General features: G+C 47.4%; 16 protein-coding genes and 1 pseudogene. 5 read left to right on the top strand and 12 right to left on the bottom strand.

What is annotated here, in order from left to right:
• Window positions 1-102: 102 nt before the first annotated feature.
• From B5F25_RS05965 to radC, 3 genes are read left to right on the top strand one after another with little or no spacing between them, the layout of a single operon-like run.
• On the top strand, window positions 103-741 hold the full coding sequence (locus B5F25_RS05965) for a DedA family protein (RefSeq protein ID WP_022039695.1): 639 nt from the start codon (window positions 103-105) through the stop codon (window positions 739-741).
• Complete coding sequence (locus tag B5F25_RS05970) at window positions 738-1,727, top strand: glycosyltransferase (RefSeq protein WP_087248231.1); 990 nt, start codon at window positions 738-740, stop codon at window positions 1,725-1,727. The genes B5F25_RS05965 and B5F25_RS05970 overlap by 4 nt, the downstream gene beginning before the upstream one ends.
• Window positions 1,727-2,416, top strand: a complete 690-nt coding sequence (gene radC / locus B5F25_RS05975; RefSeq protein ID WP_022039697.1) for a DNA repair protein RadC — start codon at window positions 1,727-1,729, stop codon at window positions 2,414-2,416. Before B5F25_RS05970 ends, radC begins: the two co-directional genes overlap by 1 nt.
• Window positions 2,417-2,451: 35 nt before the next feature.
• Here radC and B5F25_RS05980 read toward each other — a convergent pair whose 3' ends face one another.
• Window positions 2,452-3,024, bottom strand: coding sequence for a flavodoxin (locus tag B5F25_RS05980; protein ID WP_087248233.1), 573 nt, complete (start codon window positions 3,022-3,024; stop codon window positions 2,452-2,454).
• Window positions 3,025-3,295: 271 nt separating this feature from the next.
• On the opposite strand from B5F25_RS05980, the gene B5F25_RS05985 reads away from it, so the two are divergent.
• Window positions 3,296-3,943, top strand: a complete 648-nt coding sequence (locus tag B5F25_RS05985) for a CatA-like O-acetyltransferase (RefSeq protein WP_087248235.1) — start codon at window positions 3,296-3,298, stop codon at window positions 3,941-3,943.
• 565 nt (window positions 3,944-4,508) lie between these two features.
• On the opposite strand, the gene B5F25_RS05990 is transcribed toward B5F25_RS05985, so the two are convergent.
• The 9 genes and pseudogenes from B5F25_RS05990 to B5F25_RS06030 all read right to left on the bottom strand — a co-directional run bounded on the left by B5F25_RS05990 (window position 4,509) and on the right by B5F25_RS06030 (window position 13,475).
• Window positions 4,509-5,672 (bottom strand): aldo/keto reductase, encoded by a 1,164-nt coding sequence (locus B5F25_RS05990; RefSeq protein WP_087248237.1) that lies wholly within the window; start codon window positions 5,670-5,672, stop codon window positions 4,509-4,511.
• A gap of 202 nt (window positions 5,673-5,874) precedes the next feature.
• Window positions 5,875-7,026, bottom strand: a complete 1,152-nt coding sequence (locus B5F25_RS05995) for a carboxymuconolactone decarboxylase family protein (RefSeq protein ID WP_087248328.1) — start codon at window positions 7,024-7,026, stop codon at window positions 5,875-5,877.
• 17 nt (window positions 7,027-7,043) lie between these two features.
• Window positions 7,044-7,577 (bottom strand): flavodoxin family protein, encoded by a 534-nt coding sequence (locus B5F25_RS06000; protein ID WP_087212256.1) that lies wholly within the window; start codon window positions 7,575-7,577, stop codon window positions 7,044-7,046.
• Window positions 7,578-7,726: 149 nt separating this feature from the next.
• A pseudogene (locus tag B5F25_RS06005) lies at window positions 7,727-8,251 on the bottom strand (flavin reductase family protein); the annotation flags it as partial.
• A gap of 27 nt (window positions 8,252-8,278) precedes the next feature.
• The gene (locus B5F25_RS06010) at window positions 8,279-9,286 is read right to left on the bottom strand and encodes an aldo/keto reductase (protein ID WP_087248241.1); all 1,008 of its coding nucleotides are present in this window, start codon (window positions 9,284-9,286) and stop codon (window positions 8,279-8,281) included.
• A 5-nt stretch (window positions 9,287-9,291) separates the two neighbouring features.
• A complete protein-coding gene (locus B5F25_RS06015) occupies window positions 9,292-9,759 on the bottom strand; it encodes a cyclophilin-like fold protein (RefSeq protein ID WP_087248243.1) in 468 nt (155 codons plus the stop codon).
• Window positions 9,760-9,855: 96 nt separating this feature from the next.
• Window positions 9,856-11,037: an iron-containing alcohol dehydrogenase gene (locus B5F25_RS06020; RefSeq protein WP_087248245.1), complete on the bottom strand. Its 1,182-nt coding sequence runs from the start codon at window positions 11,035-11,037 to the stop codon at window positions 9,856-9,858.
• A 96-nt stretch (window positions 11,038-11,133) separates the two neighbouring features.
• A complete protein-coding gene (locus tag B5F25_RS06025) occupies window positions 11,134-12,423 on the bottom strand; it encodes an aldo/keto reductase (protein WP_087248247.1) in 1,290 nt (429 codons plus the stop codon).
• Window positions 12,424-12,461: 38 nt separating this feature from the next.
• Window positions 12,462-13,475: a DUF6282 family protein gene (locus tag B5F25_RS06030; protein ID WP_164496633.1), complete on the bottom strand. Its 1,014-nt coding sequence runs from the start codon at window positions 13,473-13,475 to the stop codon at window positions 12,462-12,464.
• A 159-nt stretch (window positions 13,476-13,634) separates the two neighbouring features.
• Here B5F25_RS06030 and B5F25_RS06035 point away from each other — a divergent pair, with 159 nt between their 5' ends.
• Entirely contained in the window at window positions 13,635-14,543 is a 909-nt protein-coding gene (locus B5F25_RS06035) for a helix-turn-helix domain-containing protein (protein ID WP_087212235.1), read from the top strand.
• Window positions 14,544-14,964: 421 nt separating this feature from the next.
• Here B5F25_RS06035 and B5F25_RS06040 read toward each other — a convergent pair whose 3' ends face one another.
• The gene (locus B5F25_RS06040; RefSeq protein WP_087212232.1) at window positions 14,965-15,267 is read right to left on the bottom strand and encodes a hypothetical protein; all 303 of its coding nucleotides are present in this window, start codon (window positions 15,265-15,267) and stop codon (window positions 14,965-14,967) included.
• Window positions 15,264-15,536, bottom strand: a complete 273-nt coding sequence (locus B5F25_RS06045; protein WP_013619293.1) for a hypothetical protein — start codon at window positions 15,534-15,536, stop codon at window positions 15,264-15,266. The genes B5F25_RS06040 and B5F25_RS06045 overlap by 4 nt, the downstream gene beginning before the upstream one ends.
• Between the last annotated feature and the right edge of the window lie 40 nt (window positions 15,537-15,576).

Raw genomic sequence — 15,576 nt, forward strand, 5'->3', positions numbered from 1 at the left:
TTTCAACGTTAAGGACACTGCAGGAGGGTCATGCGATATGCTTGTTTCTGTGCAGTGTCCTTTTGTTTTTGATTTATAAGTTTGTTTAATTAATTACGTATAATGGATTTTATTATTGATTTTGTTTTGCATATCGACAGGTATATGATTGATATTGTGCAGAATTATCATACTTGGACATATGCTATTTTGTTTCTTGTCATTTTTTGTGAAACAGGTTTGGTAGTTACTCCATTTTTGCCTGGCGATTCTCTGTTGTTTGTTGCAGGTGCCATTACCGCTTTACCGGATATGCCGTTGGAAATACATACATTGGTACTTGTCGTTTTTCTGGCAGCAGTATTGGGGGATTCGTGCAATTATATGATTGGGCATTTTCTAGGGCAGAAGTTATTTAGTAATCCTAATTCGAAAATATTCAAGCAAAGTTATTTGAATAAGACCCATGATTTTTTTAAGAAGTATGGAGGCAAGACCATTATTATAGCCCGTTTTGTCCCTATTGTCCGCACTTTTGCTCCGTTTGTAGCTGGTATGGGTAAGATGCATTATTATTATTTTATGTGTTATAACCTGATTGGTGCCGCTTTGTGGGTTGCCTTGTTTGCCTATGCGGGACATTTCTTTGGAGATCTTCCTTTTGTACAAGAAAACTTGAAATTGCTGCTTGTGGCTATTATCTTTATTTCTTTGTTGCCGGCTGTATTTGAAGTAGTACGTGCTAAACTGAAAAAAGGATGAAATATTCGTTGATTATTCCTGTCTACAATCGTCCGGATGAAGTGGATGAATTGTTAGATAGTTTGACAAAACAACATTATACGGAATTTGAAGTGCTCGTGGTAGAAGACGGGTCTTCAAATTCTTGTGAGTCTGTGGTAGACAGGTACGCAGAATTATTAAATATACATTATTTTGTAAAATCTAATTCAGGTCCTGGACAAACGCGGAATTATGGAGCGGAGCGCAGTCATGGCGAATACCTGATTATATTGGACTCTGATTGTGTGTTGCCTCCAGGTTATCTTGATGCGATAGAGGCTGAACTGCAAAGAAACCCTGCTGATGCTTTTGGGGGACCGGACCGTGCGAATGATTCGTTTTCTTCCATCCAAAAGGCTATTAATTATGCCATGACTTCTTTTTTTACAACTGGAGGTATTCGGGGAGGTACGAGGAAAATGGATAAGTTCTATCCCCGTAGTTTTAATATGGGAGTACGGAGAGAGGTTTATCAGGCATTGGGAGGATTTTCGAAGATGCGTTTTGGTGAAGATATTGACTTCAGCATCCGGATTTTCCAAAATGGCTATCATTGCCGGCTTTTTCCTGAAGCCTGGGTGTGGCATAAGCGCCGTACGGACTGGCATAAATTTTTCAAGCAAGTATACAATTCGGGGATTGCACGTATTAATCTTTATAAGAAGTATCCAGAATCGCTGAAGTTGGTACACGGGTTACCGGCTGTATTTGTTTTGGGGGTGATTGCTCTTCTGCTGGTTGCTCCGTTCTGTATTTGGAGCTTGTCATTGTTGTTGGTATTTTCTTTGATTATTTTTATTGATGCTTCGGTGCAAAATAAAAGTGTCTGGATTGGTATACTTTCTGTTGTTGCTGCGTTTATCCAATTAACAGGATATGGTTTGGGATTCCTTTGTGCATGGTGGAAACGTTGTGTATGCCGGCAAGGGGAGTTCGCAGCTTTCGAGAAGAATTTTTACCAATAATGGAAAACAAATTGACTATTAATCAGTGGGCAGAAGAAGACCGTCCACGTGAACGGATGATACAGCAAGGTTCAGCAGCATTAAGCAATGCTGAGCTGCTTGCTATTCTGATAGGCTCTGGCAGTCAGGAAGATTCGGCTGTGGGACTGATGCGGAAAGTGCTTGACTGCTATCACAACAGCCTGAGTGAATTAGGGAGAGCTAATATTGAGGATTTATGCCATTTTAAAGGTATTGGCCTGGCAAAAGCCGTGACGATTCTTGCTGCTTCAGAATTGGGAAAGCGACGCATGGAAGAGGAGCCTAAAGAGCGGAAGCAAATTCGTACGTCCCGTGATATTTATGAGCTTTTTTACCCGTTGATGTGTGACTTGCCAATTGAGGAATGTTGGATATTGCTGCTTAACCAGTCTTCGAAAATTATAGATCGTGTCCGTATCAGTCAGGGTGGACTGGCTTCCACTCAGGTAGATGTGCGTTGTATTTTGCGGGAGGCTTTATTGAAACGTGCGGTATCACTGGTGCTTTGTCACAATCATCCTTCCGGCAATATTTCTCCTAGTCCTGACGATGACCGTCTGACTCAATCGGTAAAGCAAGCTTCTGCGCTGATGAACATACGTTTGCTTGACCACTTGATTGTGACAGACGGTTCTTATTATAGTTACTCTGATGAGGGAAGAATGTGAAGAAACAGTATCGTTTCAAGCGTTATTGCCGGTCTTTATTGATTGTTAAGGTTGGTTATCCAATTTTGTATGGCATCGTTGTTCATTCCGTTCAGCAACTTTCCTTCTTTCCAGTTCAGGCTTGGATAGGATTTTTTCAATTCGGAAACACTGTTACTGATACTGCTTCCACCGGAAGTGGCGAACGGAATGAGGGTTTTGCCTTTCAGGTCATGACTTTCAATGAATGTGTTGATGATTCTTGGAGCAAGGTTCCACCAGATAGGATAGCCGATAAAAACGACATCATATCCGGCAATGTCCGTTTCCGTTGCTTTAAGTGTCGGACGGGATTGGGCATCGTCCATCTCTACTGAACTACGTGACTGGCGGTTGTTCCAGTCGAGGTCAGCCTCAGTATAAGGGCTCTGAGGTGCAATTTCGAACAGTTCTCCTCCGGTAATGTCTGCAATGTTACGAGCGACTTGGGCAGTGGTTCCGGTTGCTGAAAAATAAGCGACCAACGTCTTGGATGATGTGTTGCTTACATTAGGTTTGTCTTTCTTTTGGGCGCAGGCGGTAAAGCAGATGGCAAGTACTGCCGCGATGGATAATAAAATCTTGTTCATAACGTAATGTTTTTATTTCAAATGATTATTATCTGTTGAGCCATTGTTAATCTCTTTCAGCCACTCTGTTAGCATAGTATGGCAATTGTCAGTCTGTGACGAACGTATCCACAGGCTGGGTGTCATTGTTTTCTACAAAGATAGTGCGAATGTGTAACATCGTTTTTGCCCTTCGGCTCAAAGTGTTTTGTTGTGAGGGTCAAAGCAGGGAAATCACTGTTTTTCCTTGCTCTGCTTTCCGATTTTTGCTATCTTCGTAAACAAAAATAATATGAGCGCATCATTTCATATCATAGACAAATCTACGTGGGAACGAACTATTTACTTTGATTACTACTATTCCCAAATCAAATGTAAATACAACCTCAATGCCAACATTGACATTACCCACCTTGTAAGCGAACAGAAAAGAAGAGGAATCAGGTTCTTTCCTACGATGCTTTATGTCATTATGAAAGCTGTCAATCAGAACAAAGAATTTCGTATGAGTTTTAACGTAAATGGAGAGTTGGGATATTGGGAAGAGGTTGTTCCATGTTACACCTTGTTTCACCCGGAAACCAGGACATTTACAGATATCTGGAGCGAATATTATGATGATTTCGATACGTTCTACCACACCGTTGTGGAAGATATGGAAAAATACCGCAATGTGACAGGAGTCATTAAAGCACGTCCTGAACAACCAGCTAATTTTTGTCCCATCTCATGCCTGCCGTGGCTGAGTTTTACAGCCTTTGCACAAGATACTTATACGGAAAGTGCGTTTCTTTTTCCGCTCATTAAATTCGGGAAATATTTCGAGGCGAATGGACGTGTGGAGATACCGATTTCTGTCTTCGTCAGTCATGCTGTAGCTGATGGGTATCATACGTGCAAGCTTATTAATGATATGCAGAACATCGCACGGAAATTCTAATCAGATTTATACTTTAAGCGGCATTAAAATGTGCATTTTCTTGTTTTGAATTTCTCCAAAAAGTTATTCTCGTCTTGATGTATCCGTTTTCGTGTGTGCTTTGGGCGATTTGGGGATCCTTCTGTTCTTCGTCAGAAAACTCACTATTTCCCTCATAATAGAGACGCAAAATTTTGCGGTTGAAAAATCATCCCCAATCATCACACGATAAATTCAAAGCAGTTTCTTACTGACTGCCGCCCTTCCAGATAATATCATTGCAAGACGCATCCGGTTGCGGAAGTCTGCGGATATAGGTGCGTCGGCAAACGCATATAGGCTCATCCGCTGTAAGATTATTAATCTTCAGGCTGCAAGATTATTAATCTTACAAGCGGAAGATTATTAATCTTACACCAGACGAAGGAGGACACAGGGGCACACAGAGTCTTTTAAATTTTTCCTTTGTGGTACTCTGTGGTGAATAGTTATGTTTCATTAAAATACACCAATCCATTCCGCCGCATGGTATAAGAAGTTCTGAAGATCCCCTGCAAGCGGAACGGCAGGCAAGGGATTTTTAATTTCAGAATCCCACTTGTTTCTGTTGTTCGGCATTGTAGCGGTCGCCCGTTACGGGAATGGCGGCTACGGCATCCTCCAGCTGTTTCCACTCGGTGAAGTCCAGTGTGCGCAGGTTTTCTTCGAGGTGCGAGAGCTTCGTGGTGCCGGGAATGGGTACTATCCACGGTTCTTTCTGCAAAAGCCAGCCAAGGGCAAGCTGGGCGGCGGTCATGCCCCGTTCGCGTCCGAAGCGTTGCAGCACATTCACGATGCGATAATTGGTACGCATGGCTTCCGGTGTAAAGTGGGGCAGCGTGGTGCGGTTGTCGTTGTGCGGGTCGAACTCGGTATATTCATTTAAGTCGCCGCCGAGGAAGCCCCGGTTCATCGGACTGTAAGGCACGAAACCGATACCCAGCTCACGGCATACATCCAATACACCGTTCTTCTCTACCTCACGGTGCATCAGGTGGTATTCGCTCTGGATGGCGGTCAGCGGACAGACGGCGTGCGCCTTGCGGATAGTCTCTGCGCTGACCTCGCACATGCCCCAATGCAAGACCTTGCCTTCCTTTATCAAATCGGCGATAGTCCCCGCTACGTCCTCCACCGGCGTGTTGCGGTCGAAGCGATGTTGGTAGAACATCGGAATGACATCGGTGCGCAGGCGTTTCAACGATTCCTCGCAATAGCGGCGGATAGTGGCGGGGCGGCTGTCCTGTCGTCCGGTGGCTTTCCCGTCGATAACTTCATGACCGAACTTGGTCGTCACGTTCACCTTACCTCGAAACTCTCCCAATGCTTTGCCTGCCAGTTCTTCATTGTTCAGCGGACCGTAGATGATAGCGGTGTCAAACAGTGTCACGCCACGGTCCATCGCCTCGTGCAGCAGGCGGATGCACTGCTTTTTGTCGGGATGATAACTGCGGTTGTAGGTCATGCCCATCACACCGAATCCCAATGCCGACACCTCGAAAGCCGCCTTGCCTGTGCCGAGCGTGCGGTGAGCGGTAATCGTTGCGGCTTTGGCATCTCCGGCAGATGCAGTTTTGCTTCCGGTAACCGCACGAGTGGCAGCCTGTACTTTGTCCAATGCCGGGGAGACAGCCAGAGCTGCTCCCACAGCAGCCGCCGTCTTCAGAAAACCGCGACGGCTGAAACCTTCTTTCTTGTTCAAGTCTTCCATATTGCCTTTTAAATGAAAAATGCGAATCAGGAGTTAAACGTAGTTATGTTTCACAGGAGTTATCACTTCGTTCAGGAGTTACAGGCCAATAGTCTTACTTCTGAAACCGGCGCAAAAAGGTATTGGCATCTAACTTCCAGCCCGCCCTGCGGGCGATAACTACCTATAACTCCCTTTTAACTCCTGATTGGCATGAAAAAAATTACTTTATTTTCAGTCCCGGAATCAGCGGTGTCGTATCCACCAGTTCCAAATCCTTTACCATATCCAGCGTACCCTGTTTGTACTTCTGGAAATGGAGAGTCTTCAAATGGCTTTCGTAAGTGGCACGGTCGGCATAGATTTCGAGGATGGTAATCTTGTGGGGCGCATCCTTTTCGGCTGTGGCATAAAGAGTGAGCACGCCCGGCTCCAGCCGCATGGAGGCTTCTATTTCCTCTTTCAGATAGGCGTTGTATTCATCCAACCGTTCCGGGTCTACTGTTATTTTCGAAAGGCGTACCAGGTTATCCGTAGCCGGTGCAGCCGGTTTGGCCGCTTCCTGCTTGATGATGCGCAATGCCTTGATGGCTGCCGGGAAACCGATGTAGGGAAGGCATTGGATGACCGCTGCGGTCACTTCTTCGGGCGTATTGCCTGCCTGGATGTTTCCGTGGAAATGCGACTGCAACTGGCTTTCCGCTTCCAGTGTCGTCAGGATGCAGTAGCCGAGCAGTTCTTTGGTTTTCAAGTCAAGTCCGTTACGGGTGTATATCTCGCCAAAGAAATAGTCGGTCAGGAAGCGTGCTACCTCTTCACCCATTCCGCCGGGCACGCCTTCCATCACGGCAGAGATTCCTCCGTGGTAGAGTTTGTCCTGAATGGCTGCGCCCTGCTCATGACGGTTCGCTTCGGTGACGGTGGTCTGATTCTCCAAGGGAAGGCTGATGTCGCGCTCCTTGAATACTTCGTTCACCGTTCCGACGGCATTGAGCATCTTGGGGAAACCGATGAACGGTGCTGTCAGATACATCGCTTCCCGTAATTCCACAGGGGTGACGCCCACGTTCAGGGCGGCTCCCGCATGGACTTTCAGTTGCGGAAGCGTCTGCATCGTGGCAAGGGTGACACAAGTAATCATTTCGCGCTGTTTCAAGCTCAAGTTTCCCGTAGTAAACACTTCGCCGAAGATAAATTTCTGAAGGATGTCCATCATCTCCGGGTCTGTGCCATGTCCGGTCAGGGCTTCACCGCCGAAAAGGGTACGGTAATTTTCCTTGCACGTTTCTATTCTGTTCATTGTTTCGTCGTTCTGTGCCTTTGCCGGCATGAGTCCTGCCAGCAATAAGGCGAATATAATTACAGATTGTTTCATATTCATCATGTTACTGTCTATAGACTTTTTCCTAACTGATATGCCTGTTCGGGATAGCGGGTGTTGCGAATGGAACCTGCCGTCCATACCCCGGAAGCGACCACCTCACCCACACTTTCCCAGCCGAGATATTCCATTAATGTGCGGTAATGCAGCAGCATCGGTTCTGCTTCCTTCTTCGCCGTATCGGCATAGGTCATCAGGTAAGCAGCCTTCTTGTAATGGCCTTTAATTTGCCCGTTGATGGCATAGAATCGGTCGATTACCCGTTTCATCTGTGCTGAAATGCCAAAATAATACATCGGTGTGGCGAACACTACCATGTCTGCCGCGATGAGATGCGGACGCAGTTCATTAAAATCATCCTTTATCACACACGGACCGTCCATGCCGCAACGGTTGCAGGCACGGCAAGGTTCCACTTGTTTGAAGGCGCAATCGAAACGGTATATCTCATGTCCTTTTTCCTGTGCGCCTTTGATGAACTGTTCCGCCAGATAAGCCGAATTTCCATTCCGGCGGGGACTACCGGTCAATACTACTATTTTCATTCTACTACTATTTTTAGTGTTCAAATTTTCTACGGCTTTCATGATGCCGCCTCCCAAGATCATACTCCCTGTAGCTGCGAGCAGGGATTTACGGAGAAAATCCCGGCGCTTCATCAGTTCTCAGGATTAAATGTTTTTCCAAATGTCGTACATTTAGCGATTTCGTCTCCCGTCCGCAAATAGGTATAGTTGGGCATTTCGAAGAGGACGGGCTTCACTTTGCTGTAGTCCGGCTTCCCTTTGTCATTGAGAATACTTTCTTCGGCATAGGTGTTCGTGATTTTGCAGATGAAGTTATCGAACGTATCCGTTCCGTAATTATCTACCACCTCACATTCCATCACCAACGGACTTTCATCAATGACAGGAGTTCCGGCTTCACCCGGATGCCAGACAAAAACTTCCGATTTGTCCGTTTTCGCTCCGCTGACGCAACCGACATAGTCAGCACGTTGCAGCATGGCTTCGTCTACCATATTGACGGACACCTTGCCTGTGGTTTTCACACCTTGGTTGGTGTAATGCGCCTTGTGCATACTCAGCAGGATGCGGTCGTGCCCGATGATGCCCACATGGGCAACGAGCAGCCAGTTTACCTTTCCGTTTACCTCCGTACCCACTACTACGGCGGGAGTAGGATACAATGCCAATGTCTGGCCGATGTTCTTTTTCATATTCTCTTCCGTTTGAAAATTGTATGACTATTTGCCGGTCAACGCCTCCTGGTCTTCGGGATATCGTGCTCCGATGATTTCGATGCTGTCCAGATGACGGCGGATATCGGCAAGCTCTTCCGTGGTAAAGCGAATGTCCGCTCCGCCGATATTCTCCTTGATGCGTTCAATACGTTTCGTGCCGGGAATAGGGACAATCCACGGTTGCTGTGCCAGGAGCCAGCCGATGGCAATACGTGCCGGAGAGGTTTCTTTCCGATGGGCAAGTTCTTTCACATACTCTACCAACGCTACATTGTGTTGCAGGTTCTCCGGCTGGAAACGGGGAATGGAGGAACGGAAATCCGTCTTGTCGAACGTGGTGTTGCGGTCGAAGCGTCCGGTCAGCATGGCTTTCCCCAGCGGACTGAACGGCACGAAGCCGATGCCCAGCTCCTCCAAGGTAGGGAGCAGTTCCTTTTCCACTTGACGGTACCACAGGGAATATTCGCTCTGTACTGCCGCAAGCGGACATACGGCATGGGCACGGCGCACCGTGGCAGGGGCGGCTTCGGACAAGCCCCAATACAACACCTTGCCCTCTTTGATGAGCGAAGCAACCGTATCCGCCACTTCTTCTATCGGCGTATCCGGGTCTACCCGGTGCTGGTAGTAGAGGTCAATGTGGTCGGTACGCAGGCGGCGGAGCGAACCTTCCACCGCCCGGCGGATGGTGTCGGGTTTGCTTGACAGGCTTACGGGGCGTGCCGATGTATTAAGGTCGGGCATATCCACCAAGTTATAGCCGAACTTCGTGGCGATGACTACTTTGTCGCGGACCGGTTCCAAAGCTTCGCCCACTAACTCTTCGTTCTTGAACGCACTATACACCTCTGCCGTATCAAAGAATGTAACTCCCAACTCTACCGCCTCGCGCAACGTGGCGATGGCTTCTTTCCGGTCAGGATAGGGAGGATAGCTCTGCGTAAATCCCATGCAGCCCAGTCCTACTTCCGAAACTTCCAGTCCTTGTTTTCCTAATGTTCTTGTTTTCATCGTTATTATTTGCCTAATGAGAGCGTTACCGTTACATCACCGTTTCCCAATGCAGACTTCAATTGCGCACCATCGGCATTGTCTATCTTGCCTATGCGGGTGAAGTTCCACGAATTAGTCGAATAATAAATTACCAGGTATTTCCCCTGATAAAGGATAATGTCGCCGGGACCGGTCGATGTCTGTCGGTCATTGCGCGGAAGGCTGGTACCCAGCGGTCCCACTTTTTCCATGTTGCCGTAGTCTTCCATTTCCACGGTGACGTCTCCTTTTGATAGCAATTCTATCAAAGCATCTGCGGACGAATTATCCGCTAAAGTGGCGGTAAATGTCTTACCGTCCTTGATGGTCAGTCTGATTGTGTTATTTCCCATATTTGCTTTCATTTGATTGTCTGAAACTCTTTGTTGTGCCTGAACTGCTGTCATAAAGACCGAGAGCAGCAACAGGAGGACGAGATGCAGTCTATTCATCGTTTTTTCCTTTTTCTAAAATTACTTACCATGTAGTCGACAACGTCAATCCTGATGGAGAAGTGCTTTCCCCGCTGTTCCCAATGGGAGTCGTTCTTATTTGTAGGATTCCCGATAGACGTTCACGATATCTTCGTCCGACATCTGGACACGGTCGCTGGTGAACATCACGCCCATTACCTCACGGGTGTTACGCATCAGCGTCTCGAACTCGTCGGGAGTAATGCCGTAGTCGGACATCTTCAGGTCGGCAACGCCGCACGCCTCTTGCAGACGGGTGAGGGCGGTCAGGAAGTCTTTGGGTTTCGTGGCTTCCGGCATACCCATTGCCTGTGCCATTCGGATGAAGCGGTCGTCGCAGGCATGGTGCTCGATGAAATATTTATAATAGGCACGGCTCACCATAATCAGACCGGCACCGTGAGGCAGATTGGGATGATAAGCAGAGAGTGCGTGCTCCAGGGCGTGTTCGCTGGTGATAAGTGTCAGGCACATCACGCCGCCGGACAACGTATTGCCGAAAGCCACACGGGTACGGGCTTCGAGGTCGTTGCCGTCCTTGATGGCACGGGGCAGGTATTCGGCAATGTTGCGGATGGCTTCGAGGGCATACATGTCGCTCATCAGATTGGCACCTTTCGCAATGTATCCTTCCGTGCTATGGAACAGAGCATCGAAGCCTTGATAGGCAGTGAATGTTGCCGGTACACTTTTCATTAGTTCTGCATCAACGATGGAGAGGACGGGAAACAGGGATGCATCACCCACGAAGGCTTTCTCAAACGTGTCCTCCTTCGTAATAACGCCGGAGTTGTCCGTTTCCGACCCTGTACCTGCCGTGGTGGTAATAGCAACGATAGGCAACGGCTTTACGGCAATAGGCTGTCCTTTTCCTGAACCAATGGGCACGTAATCCCACAGTTCGCCTTCATTCGTAGCCATGACCGCGATAGCCTTTGCGCAATCCATGACACTGCCTCCACCCAACGCAACGAGAAAATCACACCCATTGTCGCGTGCAGTCTTTGCACCGGCATTGACGTTGCCTACGGTAGGATTGGGAGCTACACCGTCGAAGATGCAGGTCTCCACACCGGCTTTGTGCAACTGCTCTTCCGTGCGGGCAAGATAGCCGTTGGCGCGGGTGGATTTACCATTAGAGATGATAATGAGGGCACGCCGTCCCGGCATGGGTTGTTCACTCAGTTTGTTCAGCATCCCTGCACCGAACATTACACGGGTAGGGATATACATGTCGTAGTTGTTGTTCGTTTTCATTTTGTAGGTTATATTTAATGATTCTGATGCAAAGGTAGCAGACTGCCGGTGGAAAGGAGATAACATATTTACTGACGGTTGTAACCGATTTACGGATTATTTTCCCATTGTTTCCTTTACTTTTGCCAACAGATTGGGAATATCCAGATGCTGCGGGCACTTTGCCAGGCATTCTCCGCATCCGATGCACGATGAAGCCGGATCGCCGCGCTGGACGGGAGACATGGATACAGTGTAATCCATCATTGCCCGCTCCTTGTTGCGGTGCAGCAGGTAGTTGTTGTAGACATAGGCGAAGATGTAACCGATGGCAACATTTTGCGGGCAGGGAATACACTGGTAACATCCGGTACAGTCAATGTGTCCTGGTGCATGGCGGTAAGCGTAGATGGCTGATCCCAATGCCTCGCGTTCGGCAGGTGTAAGCATATTCGGTTTTGCCTTGGCTGCATAACTCAGATTTTCCTCCACATCTTCCATGGAACCCATGCCGCTGACGGCTACGCTTACTTCGGGAATGTCCCACAGGTAATCCAGTGCCCACTCCGCATCGGGTTTTCGGATACCGGTAGAGGCAAGCGCATCGCGCATCACTTGTGGCAGGTTGGCAAGGAAGCCGGTGCGGACAGGCTTCATTACCGCCAGCCCCATACCGTTGGCAGCGGCATATTTCGGGCCGAGCACACCTGCCTCGTATTCATAATCAAGGTAATTGTGCTGGATAAGGCAGAAATCCCATGCCGGTGTATATTCGACTACCCGTTTGAACAGTTGCAGGCTGTCGTGGAAAGAGAATCCCATAAAGCGTATTTTCCCTTGCGCCTTCAGATTCTCCATCTTCTCGATAAGCCGATACGGCAGCACATAGTCTTTCCATGCCCGGTGCATAATCATGTGGATGTGGTAGAAATCAATCACATCCGTATCAATCGCACGCCGGGACTGGTCGAAGAACTTTTCGAAATCGTCTGCATTCTGCATCTCCCACCACGGCATTTTGGAAGTGACATAAACCCGGTCGCGCCAGCCTCCTGCAAGTGCCTTGCCGACTGCCTGCTCGCTTTCGCCTCCCATATAGACACGTCCGGTATCAATGTAGTTCACTCCGCCTTCGATGGCACGGTGTACCATCGGGGTAGTCTGGTCGAAATCCACATGCCCGTTCTTCATTGGCAGGCGCAACATGCCAAAACCTAATGCCGATACATTTACCCCTGTTCTGCCCATCGGGCGGTATTGCATCTGCGAGTTGTAATTCAGAATATCTTTTGCTTTCTGCTCCTGCTCCACACGTCTGTTTGCTTCTTGCGCAATGGCTTTCGGTCCCATTGCGGCACCGACAGCCGCAGCGAATAATCCGCTTTTGATGAAATCTCTTCTATCCATAATTTTTAAATGAAGAATGAAGAACTAAAAATGAAGAATTAAAGATGAGTCAATCCAATGAGCCACGCCGGGTTGTGGCGTACCAGTAAGTCAATGTCGCTTTGAGGGATGCCTTCTGCCAGCAGTTTCAGGATGCAATCCCTCATACCCTCAATGGGGTGTGGCATCACCGCCTGTCCTAAGTCGGTGGAAATGAAACTCCGTGACGGGGCAATGCGAACAAAACCGGCAAACTCCCCGATGCTTTGCCGGGAATATTGCGGCATCTTTGTGCCTTTTCCCCACAGGCAGGGCAGGTAGCAATATTCGATGTACGCACCAAGGTCGATGCACTGCTTGATCTGGTCGGCAGTCATTTTCCAGAAATGAGAATTGGCATGAGTGACGACAAATTTGTCCACACCTATTTCCTTTGCCCTACGGGCGAGCGTGATGCTTTCCTGCGGCGAAGCGTGTCCGGTGGCAAAGATGATGCCGGCTTCCGCACAGATTTCCATTATGCGAATGACTTCGGGCAATACCTGTCCGTTATCATCCAACACGGGAATGCCTTTCTCTTTCCTGCCTTCACATTGGTAATGATAGGCTGCGTCAAGTGTCGGCATCCAGATGCACCGGCACAGTCCTCCACTTGTTTCTACGGCTTTCTGTGCGGCAAACGGATTTACCTTGTCCCCATGCACACGGTTCATGCAGAAACTGCCGAAACATTCCGCTTCCGGCAGTGCTTGCCGGATGATATATGCCCTGTCGTGACAACTGAAGTCATTGGACTTGAACATCACGGCACGGTATCCGGCACGCATGGCATCCTGCATGAAACCATATTCATCTACCGAGCGTTCCCGCGAATCGGGGCGGCAGTGCAGGTGGATGTCGCATACTCCTTTTACTAATCCGTCTTCTGTAAACATATCATTCTTATCTCCATTTTTCTCCGAAAGAAAATCCATGGCACGGGCAGGTATCGCTGCCTGTGCGAACAATACTCCTCCGGTCAGCACGGAACTCTTGATAAAGTCCCTGCGATTTATTTTTCCATTATCATTCATCGCTTTTCTTTTTTTGCAAAAATAGCCGGTATCTAACTTAAAGGACATAACCTATTTACGGAGATTTGTAACTCATTTACAGATTACGGTTCAACGCCGATACAAGTTACGGTAGAAACTTTTATTTTTGCGATACAAGAATGTAATGATGATACGAATATGAAAACAGATTTGATAAAAATGGATACGGTAGAAGAGTACAACAAACTGTTCGGACTGGAAACACTTCACCCGTTGGTGAATGTCATCGACCTTTCGGAAGCCACCCGATTCCCTACACGTTTCACTATCAATTACGGCATCTATGCCCTGTTCTTGAAAGAAACCAAATGTGGCGATATCCGTTATGGAAGGCAGGTTTATGATTATCGGGAAGGCACGATTACCAGTTTCGCACCGGGGCAGGTGTCGGAAACGGAAATGCTGGAAGGCATGAAGCCCACGGCACGCGGCATTGTGTTTCATCCCGATCTGATTAAAGGCACATCGCTCGGACAGGAAATCAAGTCTTATTCTTTCTTCTCTTACAATTCTACCGAAGCCCTGCACCTTTCGGACGAAGAGAAAAGCATCATCCTCGATTGTCTGGCTAAAATAAAAATAGAACTGACGCATCCGATAGACAAGTTGAGCAAACGGTTGATTGCAAGAAATATCCAGTTGCTGCTTGACTATTGTATGCGTTTTTATAACCGGCAATTCGTCACCCGCGAGAAATCAAACAAGGATGTGCTGACCCGTTTCGAAGCTTTGCTCGACGATTATTTTCAAAGTGGAAAGTCGCGTACCAACGGACTGCCGACCGTACGGTATTTTGCCGATAAGGTATTTCTTTCTCCCAACTACTTTGGAGACCTTATTAAGAAAGAAACGGGAAAAAATCCGCAGGAATACATCCAGGGTAAAATCATAGATACTGCCAAAGACATGCTCGCCGATACGGAGAAGACCGTAAACCAGATTGCCGATGAATTGGGCTTTCAATATTCCCAACATTTCAACCGGGTATTTAAGAAAGTGGCAGGATATACGCCCAGCGAATACAGAAAACGGGTGGCTGCAGGGTGAATTGCGGTCGAACGCTTTGAGCTGCTCTATATTTTCGGGAGAAGCTGCTGCGTTGAAACGAATCTGTCCTTTTTTATCGAAAATGACATAACGTGGTATAAACAAGGTTTTACGTTTGTCTCCGAATGTTTTATATATCTCATCATGAAACTGTATGCGTACATGTTCTCCCATCAAATCATAGGCATTTATACTTTGAATGGTGTGAAATTGTGTATTTAAATGGCAGTTTCAAAGAAAATAATGAAAAATATGCCGGGTTGAGCCTGAATTTCAGAAGATGGTCAGGAATCAATTCGAGGGCTGGAAAATCAGGAGTAGCCATAGCAGCTTTCGTCTCTATGGTTGAAACGGATGGAACAGTGAGGAGCCGAGTCAGAGCGAGGAGTTCTGATGACGGCTTTTCTTTTTTCTCTTTATTTTATTCATCTATACGGCGCAGTTTTTCCTGATTCTTCTTATCATAGGCTTCTCCTCTTGGCAACAGATACTCGAACATCACCACATCATTTTCAATATGGACATGGAAGGTGAAGAACGCCCGGTAACTGCCGATGCGTATGCGATAAACGAAATCATAGCCGACCAGCTTCTTGCAATCAGTTATTTCATCAATACATCGGGCTTCCATGACTCCCTGTATGGCATTCCTGACAGAATCAAGTACTTTGCCGGATAATTTTCTGACTGCCTTAACAAATGCCTTTGAATACTCTACCTTCATTTCCTTTCAATACCCAGCCAGTTTTCAAAATCCTGTTTTTCTTTTTCCCCGACCCTTACATGCCCGTCAGGTTCATTTTTTGAAAGCCACCGGTATGCATCATTGTCATCCATACCGGCTAGCATATCCTCTACGTCTTTCGCAAGAAGTCCCTCAATGTATCTTTTTAAATTGGTGCCTTGCATGGCTGCTTTTACAGACAGATACCGGAAAATATCTTCTGGTATGTCTATTATTTTTCTTCTAGTAGCTTTAACCGTAGTATCCATAATATTCGTTTCGTTTTTCGCAAAGGTATATAAAGTATAT

This window comes from Bacteroides sp. An19 (assembly GCF_002160215.1).
Taxonomy (GTDB): Bacteria; Bacteroidota; Bacteroidia; order Bacteroidales; family Bacteroidaceae; genus Phocaeicola; species Phocaeicola intestinalis.